Here is a 14,037-nt window from a genome sequence, read left to right on the forward strand (position 1 = left end):
CCTCGCCTAGCGGCTGACGCTGGCATGGCAGACAGCGAAGTCCTTGCCCGCATCGGTCCACGCGTGCAGGTCTTCAAAGCCCGCGTCGGCAAACAGGCGCTGCAGGCGTGGCAGATCGTATTTGACGGAGTTTTCGGTATGCAGGCGGTCGCCGGCAACGAACGCACGCGCCTGGTTGCCCCAGCGGACCGTCACGTCGTGGCGTGCTTCGAGATGCATTTCGATGCGATGGCCGTCGGGCCGATACAGCGCGAGGTGACGCCAATCCCGCACGTCGAAATTTGCGCCCAGCAGGCGATTCAGGTTGCGCAGCACGTTTAGGTTGAATGCCGCCGTCACGCCAAGCGGATCGTCATAGGCTGCCTCCAGGCGGCGCGCATCCTTGATGAGGTCGATGCCAATGAGCACGCTGTCACCCGGAGCGGAAGCCTCTCGCAGACGCGTGAGGAAAGCCCGTGCATCATCCGGCGTGAAGTTGCCCAGGCTGGAGCCCGGATAAAACCACACACGGCGCCCATCGCCCACGGCGTCGGGCAACACGAGCGGCGCGCAAAGGTCTGCCCCGATGCCCACCATGGGGAGCTGCGGATGCTGCCGCGCCAAGGCACGCAGCGTATCGCGCAGAAAATCCGCCGAGATATCGATGGCCACATAACGCGACGGCGCCAGCGTGCGGAAGAGGCGCGCAGCCTTCTCGCAGTTGCCGGCGCCCAGGTCGATCAGCGTGGCCCCCCGCCCGACGCGCAGGGCGATTTCTGCGGCGTGCAGGCTGAAGATGGCGGCCTCTGTGCGGGTCGGGTAGTACTCGGGCAGATCGGTAATCGCCTCGAACAGCCGGGAGCCGAGTGCATCGTAGAAAAATTTCGGGCTGACGCTGGCGGCGGATGCCAGCAAACCGGCCTCTGCCTCGGCACGCAATGCAGCGTCGTCTTCGGTAAAAAGCTGATAGAACGTCAGGCCCGCGCCAATGGCGTCGATGGTTGGTTTGGGCTGCGGCTGGATCAGACGGGCCAGCGCGCGGCGGGCGTAGGCATCGGCGGACGGCTTGGTGGCCGGCATGGTGTCTCCCGTTGGGGTGGAACGGCACGGTACGGCATGGTCATGGAGGCCATTGGCAGCGAAAAATGTGCCACCGCCCCCTCACTCGACTGGCTGTGGGCTGTACTGATGAAATTGCAGCGTAGACGCCGCTTCATGACAGCGCCACCGTTCTTTCACCCGAGAGCGTGGCAATGCTGTGTGACGCATCACGTAAAAATCACCCGCACCGCTGCAAAAAGCCACCTATGCCGCGCGGTGATGCGGGTGTTGCATTTGCGCACCGCAGCAATCACCGCCTGCGCTATAATGCAGGCTCACCCAAAGGGGAGTAGCTCGGGGGTTCTTCAGCCCCAGGCACGATCGTCAAGACGAGGCAAAAAAGCGCCTCCGGTCGTGTCGGCATCAGCAGGTTCCCAACCTGTTTGTGTCGAGCAAGACCTTTGCAACCGGATTTCATGGTCTGCAAAGCGTCTCGCCCCAGCCTTCCATGTCGTTCGGTCAACCGGTTTTTATTGTTGTTTGACTTGGAGCCACCATGGAATGGTTGTCTGACATTTTCACCATGCAGTTTGCTGCCGCGCTGGCATCGATCATCGTGATCGACCTTGTGCTCGCGGGCGATAACGCCATCCTCATCGCGCTGGCCGCGCGCAACCTGCCGCCTGAGTTGCAGAAGAAAGCCATCATGTGGGGGGCGGCGGGTGCCATCGTCGTGCGTGCGCTGATGACGCTGGCTGTGGTGTGGCTGCTGAAGATCCCCGGCCTGATGCTGGTCGGCGGCCTGGCGCTGGTGTGGATTGCCTGGAAGCTGCTGGCTGACGACGGCCAAGGCGGTGATGAACACGGCGCCGGCAGCACCACGCTGATGGGCGCGATGAAGACCATCATCATCGCCGACGCGGTGATGGGTATCGACAACGTACTCGCCATTGCCGGTGCGTCGCACGGCAGCTTCCTGCTGGTAGTGCTGGGCCTGCTGATCAGCGTGCCCGTGGTGGTGTGGGGCAGCGGTGTGGTGCTGCGCCTGATTGAGCGTTTCCCGCTCATCATCTACGGCGGTGCCGCTGTGCTGGCTTATACGGCCGCCCATATGATCGTGGCCGAACCGGTTCTCAAGCCCTTCTTTGCAGAACAACGTCCGCTGGTGTGGGCTGTGTACGCCGTGGTGTTCGTGATCGTGCTGGGCGGCGGCTGGCTGGTGCAGCGTCGCCGCCAGCAGCAGCCTGCTTAAGCCTCAATCGGCTGACCGGCGAGGACCCGCGCCAGCATGGCGCGGTCGATATTGCCGCCGGTCAGCGGCAAGCCAACGCGCAAGCCGGCAATCTGCGTTCGCTGCTGCCATGCGGCCGCCAAGGCCGCGGCAGCGGCGCCTTCCGCCACGTTGTGCGTGGTCGAGAAATACAGGCGGATCGCCTCGGCTACCGCCTCATCCGTCACGGCAACAATCTCGTCGACGCCCGCGCGGATCACCTCCAACGCCTTCGCATCCGGCGTGCGACACGCCAAGCCATCAGCCAGCAGCGTCGTCACCGGCGCCGACACGACCGCACCGCTGGCAAACGAATGCTCATAGCAACGTGCATGTGCGGACACAACGCCGACAATGCGTGTGGACAACCCCAGTGCATCGCGTACCGCCACCGCCGAGCAGATACCCGAACCCATGCCGATCGGCACGTAGACCACGTCCAGCGGCACCGCCTCAAAGAATTCCAGCCAGTAGCTCGCCACCCCGGCGACCAGGTCCTCGTGATACGAAGGCACATAGTGCAGGCCACGCTCGACCGCCAATTCAGCGGCCAACTCACGGCTGGCCTGAAAATCGTCCCCAGCTTCAATCAACTCCGCGCCGAGCGCACGCATGGCGGCGTTCTTTTCCACGCTGTTGCCGTGCGGCACGACAACGGTCGCCGTCATGCCACTCTGGCGCGCTGCCAGTGCGATCGACTGACCGTGGTTTCCACGCGTTGCTGAGATCACACCGCGCAACTCCGGCTCGCGCTGGCGCAATGCATGCAGATACGTCAGCCCACCGCGCACCTTGAAGGCGCCCACTTCTGTGTGGTTCTCATGCTTCACCCACACCGCTGCGCCCACGGCCTGCGAGAGCAGCGGCCAACAGTACTGCGGCGTCGGCGGAATCACCGCGTGAACAACGTCAGCGGCCGCGCGCAGGCGGCGCAGTTCGGCAGCACGGTTGAGGGAAGCGGCGGTGGTCGTGGGTGACATGGCAATCTCCAGCGGACAGCGGACAGTTGGAAGCGATGGCCTTATCTTGCCGGCCTGCCCTGCCCAGGAACATCGACAATTGCGCGACTTGTCAGTCAAACTGTGCCGCCCTTCTGACCGGGCCAGTTTCCGGACACCTCCGGTACAGTCGATGCCGCGTCGCTCACGTTACAATGCGGCTCATTCGCTTTTCACGTCCTGCCGCCGCAATGCAGCCCTATCTCGCCCTGATGCGCCATGTCTACGAACATGGCACCGACAAAGCCGACCGCACCGGCACCGGCACGCGCTCCGTGTTCGGGCACCAGATGCGCTTCAACCTGCAGGACGGCTTTCCGCTGGTGACCACCAAGAAGGTCCACATCAAGTCCATCGTCTATGAACTGCTGTGGTTCCTCCAGGGCTCGACCAACGTGCGCTGGCTGCAGGACAACGGCGTGACAATCTGGGACGAATGGGCCGATGCCGATGGCGAACTGGGCCCCGTCTACGGCTCCCAATGGCGCTCGTGGCCCACGCCCAACGGCGAGCACATCGACCAGATCGCTGAACTCATCGCGCAGATCAAGCGCAACCCCGATTCGCGCCGGCTGATCGTGTCGGCCTGGAACGTGGCCGACATCCCGCGCATGAAGCTGCCCCCCTGCCACGCGTTCTTCCAGTTCTATGTGGCCGACGGCAAGCTGTCGTGCCAGCTCTACCAGCGCAGCGCCGACATCTTCCTCGGCGTGCCGTTCAACATCGCCAGCTATGCGCTGCTCGTGCACATGGTGGCGCAGCAGACCGGCCTCGATGTGGGTGACTTTGTCTGGACCGGCGGCGACTGCCACCTCTACAACAACCACTTCGAACAGGTGGAGACGCAACTCGCGCGCGAACCGCTCCCGCTGCCGAAGCTGCACATCAAGCGCAAGCCCGAGAGCATCTTCGATTACCAGTACGAAGACTTCGAGATCGTCGGCTACCAGAGCCACCCCGCAATCAAGGCACCCGTCGCCGTATGACCCTCCTCACGCTGATCGTCGCCCGCGCCCGCAACGGCGTGATCGGCCGCGACAACACGCTGCCCTGGCGCCTACCGGAAGACCTCGCGCACTTCAAGCGCACCACCATGGGTGCGCCCATCGTGATGGGCCGCAAGACATACGATTCGATCGGCCGTCCGCTGCCGGGCCGGCGCAATATCGTCGTCACGCGCAACGCCAAGCTGGAGCTGCCGGGCTGCGAGATTGCGTATTCGCTGGAAGATGCACAGCGCCTGTGTGTGGGCGTCGAGCAGATCTTCCTGATCGGTGGCGCGCAGCTGTATGCAGATGCCTTGCCGAGCGCAGATCGCCTGATCGTCACCGAGATCGACGCAGATTTCGAAGGCGATGCGCACTTTCCGGCGCCGGACCCGAAGGTCTGGCACGAGGTTGCACGCGAGACGCACCACTCGCCCGCGCCCAACGATTTCGACTACGCGTTCGTCACGTACGAACGACCGCCTTCGGACGATCAGTAACAAGTCGCAGGCAACAAAAAACGCGCTCAGTGTCGAGCGCGTTTTTCATTTTGGCTGCGACGATTTACTCGCCCGCAATCGTCATCTGTTCGATCAGGATCGAGCCGGTTTCCTTCGTGCCGCGCACCAGCGCATCCGCGCCAATGGCAACGATCTGACGGAACATCTCGCCCAGGTTGCCGGCGATGGTGATCTCTTCCACCGGGTACTGGATCACGCCGTTCTCGACCCAGTAGCCCGACGCACCGCGCGAGTAGTCGCCCGTCACATAGTTCACACCCTGGCCCATCAGTTCCGTCACCAAGAGGCCCGTGCCCATGCGGCGCAGCATGCCGGCAAAGTCGTCTTCCGGCTTCGTCTTGTCGGAGAACAACGTCAGGTTGTGCGAGCCGCCCGCGTTGCCGGTCGTCTGCATGCCGAGCTTGCGCGCGGAATACGTCGACAGGAAATAGCCCTCCACCACGCCGTTCTTCACGACGTCACGACGTTGTGTGCGTACGCCTTCTTCGTCGAACGGCGCACTGCCCATGCCGCCCAACACATGCGGGTCTTCCTTGATCTGCACGTGCGGCGCGAAAACTTCCTTGCCCAGCGTATCGAGCAGGAACGTCGACTTGCGATACAGCGCACCGCCCGACACCGCCTGCACAAACGCACCCAGCAGGCCCGCAGCCAGCGGCGCCTCGAACAGCACCGGGCACTTGCGCGTGGTCAGCCGACGGGCGGACAGACGCGCCAGCGCGCGTTCCGCAGCGTATTTGCCGATCGCTTCCGGCGCAGCCAGATCCTCGGGCGAGCGCTTGGACGAATACCAGTCGTCACGCTGCATATGCGCCCCCGAACCGGCAATCGGCGCGGCCGAAATGAAGTGGCGCGAATACGGATAGCCCGCCATGAAACCACGCGAGGTGGCCAGCACGAAGTGCGAATGCTGCGCCGAGATGCTCGAACCATCGCTATTGCGGATCTTCGGGCTCACGGCAAATGCGGCGGCTTCTGCAGCGCGGGCGATTTCGACGGCGGCTTCGGCGTCAATCGTCCACGGGTGATAGAGCTGCAGGTCTTGCGGATGCTTTTCCAGCAACTCTTCTTCGGCCAAGCCGGCAGCGTCGTCATCGGCGGTAAAGCGCGCGATGTTGTAGGCGGCTTCAACCGTGGAGCGCAGCGCCGCCGGCGAGAAATCCGACGTGCTGGCGTTGCCGCGCTTCTTGCCCAGCATGACCGTCACGCCGACGATCTTGTCGCGATTCTGTTCGATGGTCTCGATCTCGCCCTTGCGCACCGTGACCGACAGGCCCTGGCCTTCGGAGATTTCCGTCGCGGCATCGGTGGCACCGAGTTCGCGCGCGACGCGCAGCACATCGCGGGCCATCTCTTCGAGCTGTTCGCGGCGGTAGGCAAACACAGTGTCAGTCTTGGAATCGAGCGTTTGAGACATAGGCAATCAAGGGGGAAAAACGGGCCGCGATTTTGGCACAAGCGGCAGAAGCGCCCATCATAGCAAGATACAATGCGCGCCATGAGCCGAGCATCCCGACACAACCCCACGTATCTGCAACCCATCGTGCGCCTGGACATTGGTGACGAGGACGATCCGGATACGCCCAAGAGCAAATCGCAGCGCAAGCGCGAGGTGAACGCCTTGCAAGACTTGGGCACGGCGCTGGAAGCGCTGCCCAAGGACAAACTCGCCAAGGTGCCGCTGCCCGAGAAGCTGGTCGACGCCCTGCGCGAAGCCAAGCGCACCACCGCGCACGAAGGCAAGCGCCGCCAGATGCAGTACATCGGCAAGCTGATGCGCGCCCTGACCGACGAAGAAGTCGAAGCCATCCGCCGCGTGATGGCCTCCTTCGTGGGCGCCTCCAAGGCGGAAACCGCGCGTCTGCACGCCATCGAGCGCTGGCGCGACCGCCTGATCGCAAGTGACGATGCCGTCACTGATTTCATTGCTGCGCACCCCGATACGGACGTCCAGGCCCTGCGCACGCTGGTGCGCAATGCGCGCAAGGAAGCACAACTGGCCAAGCCACCCAAGTCGTCGCGCGAGATTTTCCAGATGGTCAAGCAAGCGCTGGACGGCAATGCCCGCGACGACGACGACGCCGATCAACCCGAAGCCGAAGACGACGAAGCATGACCGCCCCCGCCCCCGCCTCCCCGCTGGCCCGCCGCCATTCCGACGAACTGATCGTCGGCTTTGTATCGATTTCAGACCGCGCCTCGGCCGGCACGTATCAGGATGAAGGGATTCCGGCGCTGCGCGACTGGTTTGGCAACGCACTGTCGTCGCCGTGGCAAGGCGTGGAGCGACTGATTCCGGATGACCAGGCCACGATTGCCGAAACGCTGATCGACCTGGTCGACCACGCCGGCTGCGATCTGGTGCTGACCACCGGCGGCACCGGCCCGACGCGCCGCGATGTGACGCCCGAGGCCACGCTGGCCGTCGCCACCAAGGACATGCCCGGCTTTGGCGAGCAGATGCGCCAGATCAGCCTGCATTTCGTGCCGACTGCGATTCTGTCGCGTCAGGTGGCGGTGATTCGCGAAACGCCGTCACGCGCCGCACTGATCATCAACCTGCCCGGCCAGCCGCGCGCCATCAAGGAAACGCTGGAAGGCCTGAAGGATGTGGAAGGCCGCGCCACGGTGCCCGGCATCTTTGCCGCGGTGCCCTACTGCATCGACCTGATCGGCGGGCCGTACATCGAAACGCACGACAGCGTGGTCAAGGCCTGGCGGCCCAAGCACGCTGTCCGTGCAAAGCCGTTGCAGGCCTAAGACGCTTAAGGAGCGACCGACGACGCCAGCGCCTCGGCGTCCGGCGTCTGCGGTACGTCGCGGATGAAGTGCTCGCGGTAGTAGCGCAGCTCTTCGATCGACTCGATGATGTCTGCGAATGCGGTGTGCCGCTGGTGCTTGGTAAAGCCCTTGGCAATGGCCGGCTGCCAGCGCTTGCACAGCTCCTTGAGCGTGGAGACATCCAGGTTGCGGTAGTGGAAATACTCCTCCAGCTTGGGCATATAGCGCGCCATGAAGCGGCGGTCTTGGCAGATGGAATTGCCGCACATCGGCGACTTGCTCTTCGGCACCCACTTCTTCAGGAAGGCCAGCAGTTCGGCCTCCGCTTCGGCTTCCGTGGTGGTCGATGCCTTGACCTTTTCGATCAGACCCGAGCGGCCATGCGTGCCCTTGTTCCAGGCGTCCATGCCGTCGAGCAGCTCATCGGACTGGTGAATCACCAGTACCGGGCCTTCGGCCAGCACGTTCAGCTCCGAATCCGTCACCACCACGGCCACTTCGATGATGCGATCGTTCTCGGGGCTCAGGCCGGTCATCTCCATGTCGAGCCAGACCAGGTTGTTGTCGCTCTTGGCGGCAACACGGTTGGGGGTCGAGGGGGAAGCGGCGGACTGGGAAACTGGGGTACTCACGCGAATGCCTTGAGAAAATGACTGAAGGCTATAATTTTCGCATATCTGATAGGTGTTTCCCCGTTTAGTGTCGTCGCCCACATGCCCGCCTTTACCGTCGTCTTCCTGATCGCCCTTGTCTTGATGTCCGCCACACGCCTGTGGTTGGCCGCGCGGCAGATCCGTCACGTGGCGCGCCACCGCGATGCCGTGCCCGCGCAGTTTGCCGAGTCGATCACGCTGGACATGCACCACAAGGCCGCCGACTACACCATCGCCCGCACCCGTCTGGCGATGCTGGAAGTGCCAGTGCAGGCCGCCCTGCTGATCGCACTGACACTGCTCGGTGGGCTGAACTGGATCAACCAGGCCTGGCTGGGCGTGTTCGGGCCGGGCTATGCGTATGGCGTGGCGCTGATTGCGTCGGTCATCGTCATCAGCAGCGTGATCGAGTTGCCGTTCTCGCTGTACGCGCAGTTTGTGGTCGAAGAACGCTTCGGCTTCAACCGCATGACGTGGAAGCTCTGGCTCGCTGACAATCTCAAGGGCCTGGCCATCGGCACCGTGCTGGGCCTGCCTCTGCTGCTGGCCGTGCTGTGGCTGATGGACAAGATGGGCACCTACTGGTGGCTCTACACGTGGATCGTGTGGATGGCCTTCATGCTGTTCGTGCAGGCTATTTACCCGAACGTCATCGCCCCGCTCTACAACAAGTTCACGCCGCTGCAGGACGAAGAGATGCGTGCTCGCATCGAAGGCCTGCTCAAGCGCTGCGGCTTCGCCAGCAAGGGCCTGTTCGTCATGGACGGCAGCCGCCGCAGTGCGCACGGCAACGCCTATTTCAGCGGCTTTGGCGCCACCAAGCGCATCGTCTTCTTCGATACGCTGCTTGAGCGCCTAAACCCGCCCGAGATGGAAGCTGTGCTCGCACATGAACTGGGCCATTTCAAGCGCCACCACATCACCAAGCGCATCGCCGTGACGTTCGTGCTGAGCCTGGGCGCGCTGGCGCTACTCGGCTGGCTGATGACGCGCACGTGGTTCTACCTGGGCCTGGGTGTCGCACCCAACCTCTTCTCCGACAACCACGCGCTGGCGCTGATGCTGTTCTTCCTCGCGCTGCCGGTGTTCACGTTCTTCGTCTCGCCCGTCAGCAGCCTGTCTTCGCGCAAGGATGAATACGAAGCCGATGCCTTCGCCGCGCAGCATGCGGATGCGAAACAGCTCGTCTCAGCACTGGTAAAGCTGTTCCAGGACAACGCCGCAACGCTCACACCCGACCCGGTCTACTCCGCGTTCTACTACTCGCACCCGACCGCGTCGCAGCGCGTTGCTCGCCTCGTACAGGCTGGCGCCTAATGGGCAACAACCTGCGCAGCAAGCCGGGCCGTACCGGTCAGAAGCCACAGGCCGCAGGAGAGCGCGGCCTCGTCATCGCAGCACATGGCCGCCACTACCTCGTTGAACGCGAAGGCGGTGGCTACCTGCAGTGTTTCCCACGCGGCAAGCGCAGCGAATGCGCGGTTGGCGACCACGTCGTCTACGAGGCCACCGCCGTCGATCAAGGCGTGGTCGTGCGTGTGGATGAGCGTCGCAACCTGCTTTACCGCTCCGACCAGTTCAAGTCCAAGGTGCTGGCGGCCAACCTGGATCAGGTCATCATCATGCTCGGCACCGAACCGAGCTTTTCTGAAGACCTGCTCGGCCGCGCGCTCGTCGCTGCTGAATCGCTTGGTATTACGCCGCTGATCCTGCTCAACAAGATCGACCTGACCTCACGACTAGAGACGGCCCGCTCGCGCCTGGCGCTGTATCGGGAACTCGGCTACACGATCGTGGAATTGACGGTGCATGGCGCACCGGAAGCCGCCCATGCCGCGCTGGAACCGCATGTCGCTGGGCGTGCCTCGATCCTGATCGGGCAGTCGGGCATGGGCAAGTCGTCGCTGCTGAATCTGCTGATTCCGGGTGTCGATGCGCAGACGCGCGAGATCTCCGAGAAGCTCGACTCCGGCAAGCACACGACCACGTTCACGCGGCTCTATCACCTGCCCGCCGATTGGGGCCAGGGCGGCGTACTGATTGACTCGCCGGGATTCCAGGAATTCGGCCTGCACCACCTGAGCGAAGGCATGCTGGAGCGCGCCTTCCCTGAATTCCGACCGCGCCTGACCGAGTGCCGCTTTTATAACTGCCGCCACCTACAGGAACCCGGCTGTGGCATTCTGGAAGGCGTGGCCAGCGGCAAGATCGATCCGCGCCGGCACCAGCTCTACGCGCAACTGCTGCATGAATCGGAGCAACAGAAGCCCTGGTAAGGCCGCATCAACGTTAGCGTCTGTTCACGATCCGTAGTGAGCGGGCAAAGACAAGACCGGGCCGCGCAGCAAAATCGCGAGCAGGTTTTTCGGGGAGGCTGGGATGAAGCTGTTGATCAGCAGTCCATCGCTCGGCACGGCGGCACACTGGCAAAACGTGCTGTCCGCTGCAGGCATCCGCACCGAGCTGCGCAACATCTATCTGAGCAGCGTTGCAGGCGACGTTCCTCCGCAGGATTGCGCGGCCCAAGTCTGGCTGGTGAATCCGGAACAGGAAGCGCAGGCACAGACGCTACTGGATCAGGCCCGTCATCCGCCGACGGGCCCTGCCTGGCGCTGCGTACATTGCGGGGAGATACACGAGCCGCAGTTCGCCCAATGCTGGCGCTGCGGCAAGGATCGTGAAGACGCCGCCTGACGGTGGCGTATCAATAGGGCCTGCGGATCAGCCCAGCCACACGGCGATCGACAGCATCGCCAGCAGCAGCATCCACAGCACCACCGCGCGCCACACCAACCCCACGGCCGACTGCAGCGTACGCACGGTGGGCTCATGCCCCACTTCCATCGGATAGGCACCGTCCTCATCGGCGATGCTTTCGGCCGAGTCGCGTTGCGCGATCGGCGTGCCCAGGCGGACACCCAGCGCTCCGCCGCCAGCTGCCAGCAGAATGCCGTCGACCTCGTCGCTCCACTTGGCGGCACGGTTGCGCCATGCATAGACCGCATCTTCAAAATCGCCGACGATAGCGAAGCCGATGGCCGTCAGACGCGCAGGGACATAGTCGATGATGAAGAACGCCTGGCGTGCGAACAGCCCCAGCGCTGGGCTACGCTCCATCGACGGCTCGCTCCAGTGGCGGGCCAGATATTCGGCACCGCGGTAGAGCACCACACCTGCCGGCCCAATCGGCACGAGGAACCAGAAAAACACGCCGAACACGTGGCGATGCGCCGCAACGATTGCGTTCTCCAGCGTATGGCGAACGATCTCGTTCACAGGCATGTCGGTCGTATCCACGCCTGACCACTCATTGAGAAGCAGCCGCGCGGTGACAACATCATCGCCGCGCAGCGCCTCATGAATATCGGTGAAGTAGTGGCTGAACTGGCGGAAGCCGAGGGTCAGGTAGACCATCACCACGTTCCACAGGAACGCCAGCCCGATGCTGATCGACGACAGCAGGTAGTGCACCAGCGCCACGACAACGACAGCCGGTAGCGTGACTACACACCAAGCCAGCACGGCGTCACGACGCTGCCCGGTGTCGAACCATTCTTCCGCCCGCGCAGCGAGAGCGCGCACGACATCGTAGATCGGGTTGTCCCGGCTGAGCGCACGGAACTGCTCGAGGATCAGCGCGCAGAGTACGGAGAAAAAAGTCATTGGAGAGGCGTTGCGAAGGCGTGCATCACGCCATGAATGCGATGTGCAAGACGATAGCACACGGCGTGCGCGCAACAGCGCACAGTGACGCGTACGCTACGCTGCCAGCAGGTGATACAGGTTGCGCAGCATGCCCGCCGTCGCCCCCCAGATGAAGTGGTAGCCGCCATCGCGCTGTCCGGATGCCCGATAAGGCATTGCATAAAAACGGCGCACGCGATCTTCCCAGCGCAGTTCACGCACTTGGTGGTTGGCAGGGTCCATCAGAAAAGCGAGCGGCACCTCGAACACCTCGGCCACTTCGCTGGGGTCCGGCCGTAGCGTGAAATCCGGTGTCAACAACCCAACAATGGGGCTCACGTGGAACCCCGTTCCGGTGATGTAGTCCGGCAGGCGGCCAACCACGTCGATGTGGTCCGCACTGATGCCGACCTCTTCCATCGTCTCGCGCAGCGCCGTGTCGACCATGTCTCGATCGAAGGCTTCGCGCCCTCCACCGGGAAAACTAACCTGCCCGGCATGTTGACTGAGCGACGCATTGCGCTGCGTCAGCAGCACCATCAGACCGGCATCGCGCTGCACCAGCGGCACCAGCACGGCAGCCTCCCGCAACTTGATTGACGCGTCGATCAACCGGGATTCGTCCGTCTGCTCCGGTTGCCAGTCCGGTTGCGTGCGCAATCGTTCGCGCACAAATCCAGCCGTCAGCCGCGCAGCCCCGAGCGCCGGCAAAGATGCCTCTGTCGGCACCACCGGCAACAGCTCTGGATCAAATACAGGACGGCGCATTGGATGAAAAACGGATCTGTCGTACACGGGAAACGCGAGATGGGACAATCTTCCGCCCCAAAAGAGAAAAAAGGCACCCGAAGGTGCCTTTTCGCAACGCGCGCAGATTATGCTGCAGCGGTTTCCTTGCGCTTGAAGGTCAGCTTCTCCTTGATGCGTGCCGACTTGCCCGAGCGTTGGCGCAGGTAGTACAGCTTCGCACGGCGCACATCACCGCGACGCTTCACTTCGATGCTGGCCAGCAGCGGCGAGTACAGCTGGAACGTACGCTCCACGCCTTCGCCCGAAGAGATCTTGCGAACGATGAACGACGAGTTCAGGCCACGATTGCGCTTGGCAATCACGACGCCTTCATACGCCTGCACACGCTTGCGGTTGCCTTCAACGACGTTCACGTTGACGATCACGGTGTCGCCAGGGGCGAACGGGGGGATCGTCTTGTTGGCCGTCAGGCGCTTGATTTCTTCCTGCTCGATTTGCTCGATGAGATTCATCTTTTTCTCCTTGACCATCATGCCGGCGTTTTGCCTGGTCAATTGACCGTGGCCCCGGTAGAGGATGGGAACATCACTTGGTCGAGGCTCCCGGTATGGAAGCATCCGACCCCTTTGCCGTCGTCACCGCGGCAGCGAGGAAAGCCTCATCGCTGCGGGACAACAAACCTTGCTTACGCGCCGCCTCGATCAGATCGGGGCGCTTGCGCATCGTATTCAACAGCGCCTGCTGGCGGCGCCACTTTTCAATCTCGGCATGGTGGCCGCCCAGCAGCACATCGGGCACACGCACACCTTCGTACTCTTCCGGCCGCGTGTAATGCGCGCAGTCCAGCAAGCCGTTGACGAAGCTGTCCTGCACCGCCGACTGCGCATCGCCCAGCACGCCGGGCAACTGCCGCACCACTGCGTCGATGATGGCCATTGCCGCAAGCTCACCACCGGAGAGGACGAAATCGCCAAGGCTGATTTCTTCATCCACCCGACGGTCAACCAAACGCTGATCAATCGCCTCGTAACGCCCGCACAGCAGCGTGAGCGCCGGCAACTGCGCCAACTCCATCACTCGCTTGTGCGTAAGCGGCTTGCCCTGCGGTGAGAGCAGCACCACATGCGATGCTGCAGGCGCTTGCGCCTCGCGAATCGCATCCAGCGCGGCTTCCAGCGGTTTGGCCAACATCACCATGCCAGGGCCACCGCCGTAAGGCCGGTCGTCCACGGTACGGTAGTTGTCCGTCGTGAAGTCGCGTGGGTTCCAGGTGCGCAACGTGTACACCTGCTGCTTGGCTGCGCGGCTGGTGATACCCCAGTCCGTCAGCGCCCGGAACATGTCCGGAAACAGCGAGATGACGTCGAACTGCAT

General features: G+C 63.2%; 16 protein-coding genes. 8 read left to right on the forward strand and 8 right to left on the reverse strand.

The window, feature by feature from the left end; translation table 11 throughout:
- Positions 1-6: 6 nt before the first annotated feature.
- Positions 7-1,059, reverse strand: a complete 1,053-nt coding sequence (egtD, locus tag C404_RS45705) for an L-histidine N(alpha)-methyltransferase (protein WP_021195471.1) — start codon at positions 1,057-1,059, stop codon at positions 7-9.
- A gap of 517 nt (positions 1,060-1,576) precedes the next feature.
- Here egtD and C404_RS45710 point away from each other — a divergent pair.
- Positions 1,577-2,272, forward strand: coding sequence for a TerC family protein (locus C404_RS45710; RefSeq protein ID WP_021195472.1), 696 nt, complete (start codon positions 1,577-1,579; stop codon positions 2,270-2,272).
- On the opposite strand, the gene C404_RS45715 is transcribed toward C404_RS45710, so the two are convergent.
- Entirely contained in the window at positions 2,269-3,270 is a 1,002-nt protein-coding gene (locus C404_RS45715) for a threonine dehydratase (protein WP_021195473.1), read from the reverse strand. The genes C404_RS45710 and C404_RS45715 overlap by 4 nt on opposite strands.
- A gap of 209 nt (positions 3,271-3,479) precedes the next feature.
- Between C404_RS45715 and C404_RS45720 the strand changes: the two genes are divergently transcribed.
- Together C404_RS45720 and C404_RS45725 are read left to right on the forward strand one after the other, a co-directional pair.
- Positions 3,480-4,274: a thymidylate synthase gene (locus C404_RS45720; protein WP_021195474.1), complete on the forward strand. Its 795-nt coding sequence runs from the start codon at positions 3,480-3,482 to the stop codon at positions 4,272-4,274.
- Positions 4,271-4,774, forward strand: a complete 504-nt coding sequence (locus tag C404_RS45725) for a dihydrofolate reductase (RefSeq protein ID WP_021195475.1) — start codon at positions 4,271-4,273, stop codon at positions 4,772-4,774. The genes C404_RS45720 and C404_RS45725 overlap by 4 nt, the downstream gene beginning before the upstream one ends.
- Positions 4,775-4,838: 64 nt before the next feature.
- On the opposite strand, the gene pmbA is transcribed toward C404_RS45725, so the two are convergent.
- Positions 4,839-6,212, reverse strand: coding sequence for a metalloprotease PmbA (pmbA, locus tag C404_RS45730; RefSeq protein WP_021195476.1), 1,374 nt, complete (start codon positions 6,210-6,212; stop codon positions 4,839-4,841).
- Positions 6,213-6,293: 81 nt separating this feature from the next.
- Here pmbA and yjgA point away from each other — a divergent pair, with 81 nt between their 5' ends.
- Positions 6,294-6,911, forward strand: a complete 618-nt coding sequence (gene yjgA / locus C404_RS45735) for a ribosome biogenesis factor YjgA (protein ID WP_275043504.1) — start codon at positions 6,294-6,296, stop codon at positions 6,909-6,911.
- Entirely contained in the window at positions 6,908-7,555 is a 648-nt protein-coding gene (mog, locus tag C404_RS45740) for a molybdopterin adenylyltransferase (RefSeq protein WP_021195478.1), read from the forward strand. The genes yjgA and mog overlap by 4 nt, the downstream gene beginning before the upstream one ends.
- 5 nt (positions 7,556-7,560) lie before the next feature.
- On the opposite strand, the gene orn is transcribed toward mog, so the two are convergent.
- The gene (orn, locus tag C404_RS45745) at positions 7,561-8,118 is read right to left on the reverse strand and encodes an oligoribonuclease (protein WP_021195479.1); all 558 of its coding nucleotides are present in this window, start codon (positions 8,116-8,118) and stop codon (positions 7,561-7,563) included.
- A 171-nt stretch (positions 8,119-8,289) separates the two neighbouring features.
- Between orn and C404_RS45750 the strand changes: the two genes are divergently transcribed.
- The 3 genes from C404_RS45750 (at position 8,290) to C404_RS45760 (ending at position 10,923) form a co-directional block, all read left to right on the forward strand.
- Positions 8,290-9,546, forward strand: a complete 1,257-nt coding sequence (locus C404_RS45750) for a M48 family metallopeptidase (protein ID WP_021195480.1) — start codon at positions 8,290-8,292, stop codon at positions 9,544-9,546.
- The gene (gene rsgA / locus C404_RS45755; protein ID WP_021195481.1) at positions 9,546-10,505 is read left to right on the forward strand and encodes a ribosome small subunit-dependent GTPase A; all 960 of its coding nucleotides are present in this window, start codon (positions 9,546-9,548) and stop codon (positions 10,503-10,505) included. Before C404_RS45750 ends, rsgA begins: the two co-directional genes overlap by 1 nt.
- A gap of 103 nt (positions 10,506-10,608) precedes the next feature.
- Positions 10,609-10,923 (forward strand): hypothetical protein, encoded by a 315-nt coding sequence (locus C404_RS45760; protein WP_021195482.1) that lies wholly within the window; start codon positions 10,609-10,611, stop codon positions 10,921-10,923.
- Between the two features lie 27 nt (positions 10,924-10,950).
- On the opposite strand, the gene C404_RS45765 is transcribed toward C404_RS45760, so the two are convergent.
- The 4 genes from C404_RS45765 to trmD all read right to left on the reverse strand — a co-directional run bounded on the left by C404_RS45765 (position 10,951) and on the right by trmD (position 14,037).
- The gene (locus tag C404_RS45765; RefSeq protein WP_021195483.1) at positions 10,951-11,892 is read right to left on the reverse strand and encodes a CobD/CbiB family protein; all 942 of its coding nucleotides are present in this window, start codon (positions 11,890-11,892) and stop codon (positions 10,951-10,953) included.
- Between the two features lie 96 nt (positions 11,893-11,988).
- Positions 11,989-12,681, reverse strand: coding sequence for a CoA pyrophosphatase (locus C404_RS45770; RefSeq protein WP_021195484.1), 693 nt, complete (start codon positions 12,679-12,681; stop codon positions 11,989-11,991).
- 107 nt (positions 12,682-12,788) lie between these two features.
- Positions 12,789-13,175, reverse strand: a complete 387-nt coding sequence (gene rplS / locus C404_RS45775) for a 50S ribosomal protein L19 (protein WP_031329539.1) — start codon at positions 13,173-13,175, stop codon at positions 12,789-12,791.
- 73 nt (positions 13,176-13,248) lie between these two features.
- Positions 13,249-14,037 (reverse strand): tRNA (guanosine(37)-N1)-methyltransferase TrmD, encoded by a 789-nt coding sequence (gene trmD / locus C404_RS45780; protein ID WP_021195486.1) that lies wholly within the window; start codon positions 14,035-14,037, stop codon positions 13,249-13,251.

Origin of the sequence: Ralstonia sp. AU12-08, assembly GCF_000442475.1 — a bacterium.
In the GTDB taxonomy this organism is placed as follows: domain Bacteria; phylum Pseudomonadota; class Gammaproteobacteria; order Burkholderiales; family Burkholderiaceae; genus Ralstonia; species Ralstonia insidiosa.

Excerpts from the sequence above, each read along its gene's own strand:
- egtD (WP_021195471.1), bottom strand. The coding sequence starts at position 1,059 with ATGCCGGCCACCAAGCCGTCCGCCGATGCCTACGCCCGCCGCGCGCTG.
- C404_RS45710 (WP_021195472.1), top strand. The coding sequence starts at position 1,577 with ATGGAATGGTTGTCTGACATTTTCACCATGCAGTTTGCTGCCGCGCTG.
- C404_RS45715 (WP_021195473.1), bottom strand. The coding sequence starts at position 3,270 with ATGTCACCCACGACCACCGCCGCTTCCCTCAACCGTGCTGCCGAACTG.
- C404_RS45720 (WP_021195474.1), top strand. The coding sequence starts at position 3,480 with ATGCAGCCCTATCTCGCCCTGATGCGCCATGTCTACGAACATGGCACC.
- C404_RS45725 (WP_021195475.1), top strand. The coding sequence starts at position 4,271 with ATGACCCTCCTCACGCTGATCGTCGCCCGCGCCCGCAACGGCGTGATC.
- pmbA (WP_021195476.1), bottom strand. The coding sequence starts at position 6,212 with ATGTCTCAAACGCTCGATTCCAAGACTGACACTGTGTTTGCCTACCGC.
- yjgA (WP_275043504.1), top strand. The coding sequence starts at position 6,294 with ATGAGCCGAGCATCCCGACACAACCCCACGTATCTGCAACCCATCGTG.
- mog (WP_021195478.1), top strand. The coding sequence starts at position 6,908 with ATGACCGCCCCCGCCCCCGCCTCCCCGCTGGCCCGCCGCCATTCCGAC.
- orn (WP_021195479.1), bottom strand. The coding sequence starts at position 8,118 with ATGGAGATGACCGGCCTGAGCCCCGAGAACGATCGCATCATCGAAGTG.
- C404_RS45750 (WP_021195480.1), top strand. The coding sequence starts at position 8,290 with ATGCCCGCCTTTACCGTCGTCTTCCTGATCGCCCTTGTCTTGATGTCC.
- rsgA (WP_021195481.1), top strand. The coding sequence starts at position 9,546 with ATGGGCAACAACCTGCGCAGCAAGCCGGGCCGTACCGGTCAGAAGCCA.
- C404_RS45760 (WP_021195482.1), top strand. The coding sequence starts at position 10,609 with ATGAAGCTGTTGATCAGCAGTCCATCGCTCGGCACGGCGGCACACTGG.
- C404_RS45765 (WP_021195483.1), bottom strand. The coding sequence starts at position 11,892 with ATGACTTTTTTCTCCGTACTCTGCGCGCTGATCCTCGAGCAGTTCCGT.
- C404_RS45770 (WP_021195484.1), bottom strand. The coding sequence starts at position 12,681 with ATGCGCCGTCCTGTATTTGATCCAGAGCTGTTGCCGGTGGTGCCGACA.
- rplS (WP_031329539.1), bottom strand. The coding sequence starts at position 13,175 with ATGAATCTCATCGAGCAAATCGAGCAGGAAGAAATCAAGCGCCTGACG.
- trmD (WP_021195486.1), bottom strand. The coding sequence starts at position 14,037 with ATGCAGTTCGACGTCATCTCGCTGTTTCCGGACATGTTCCGGGCGCTG.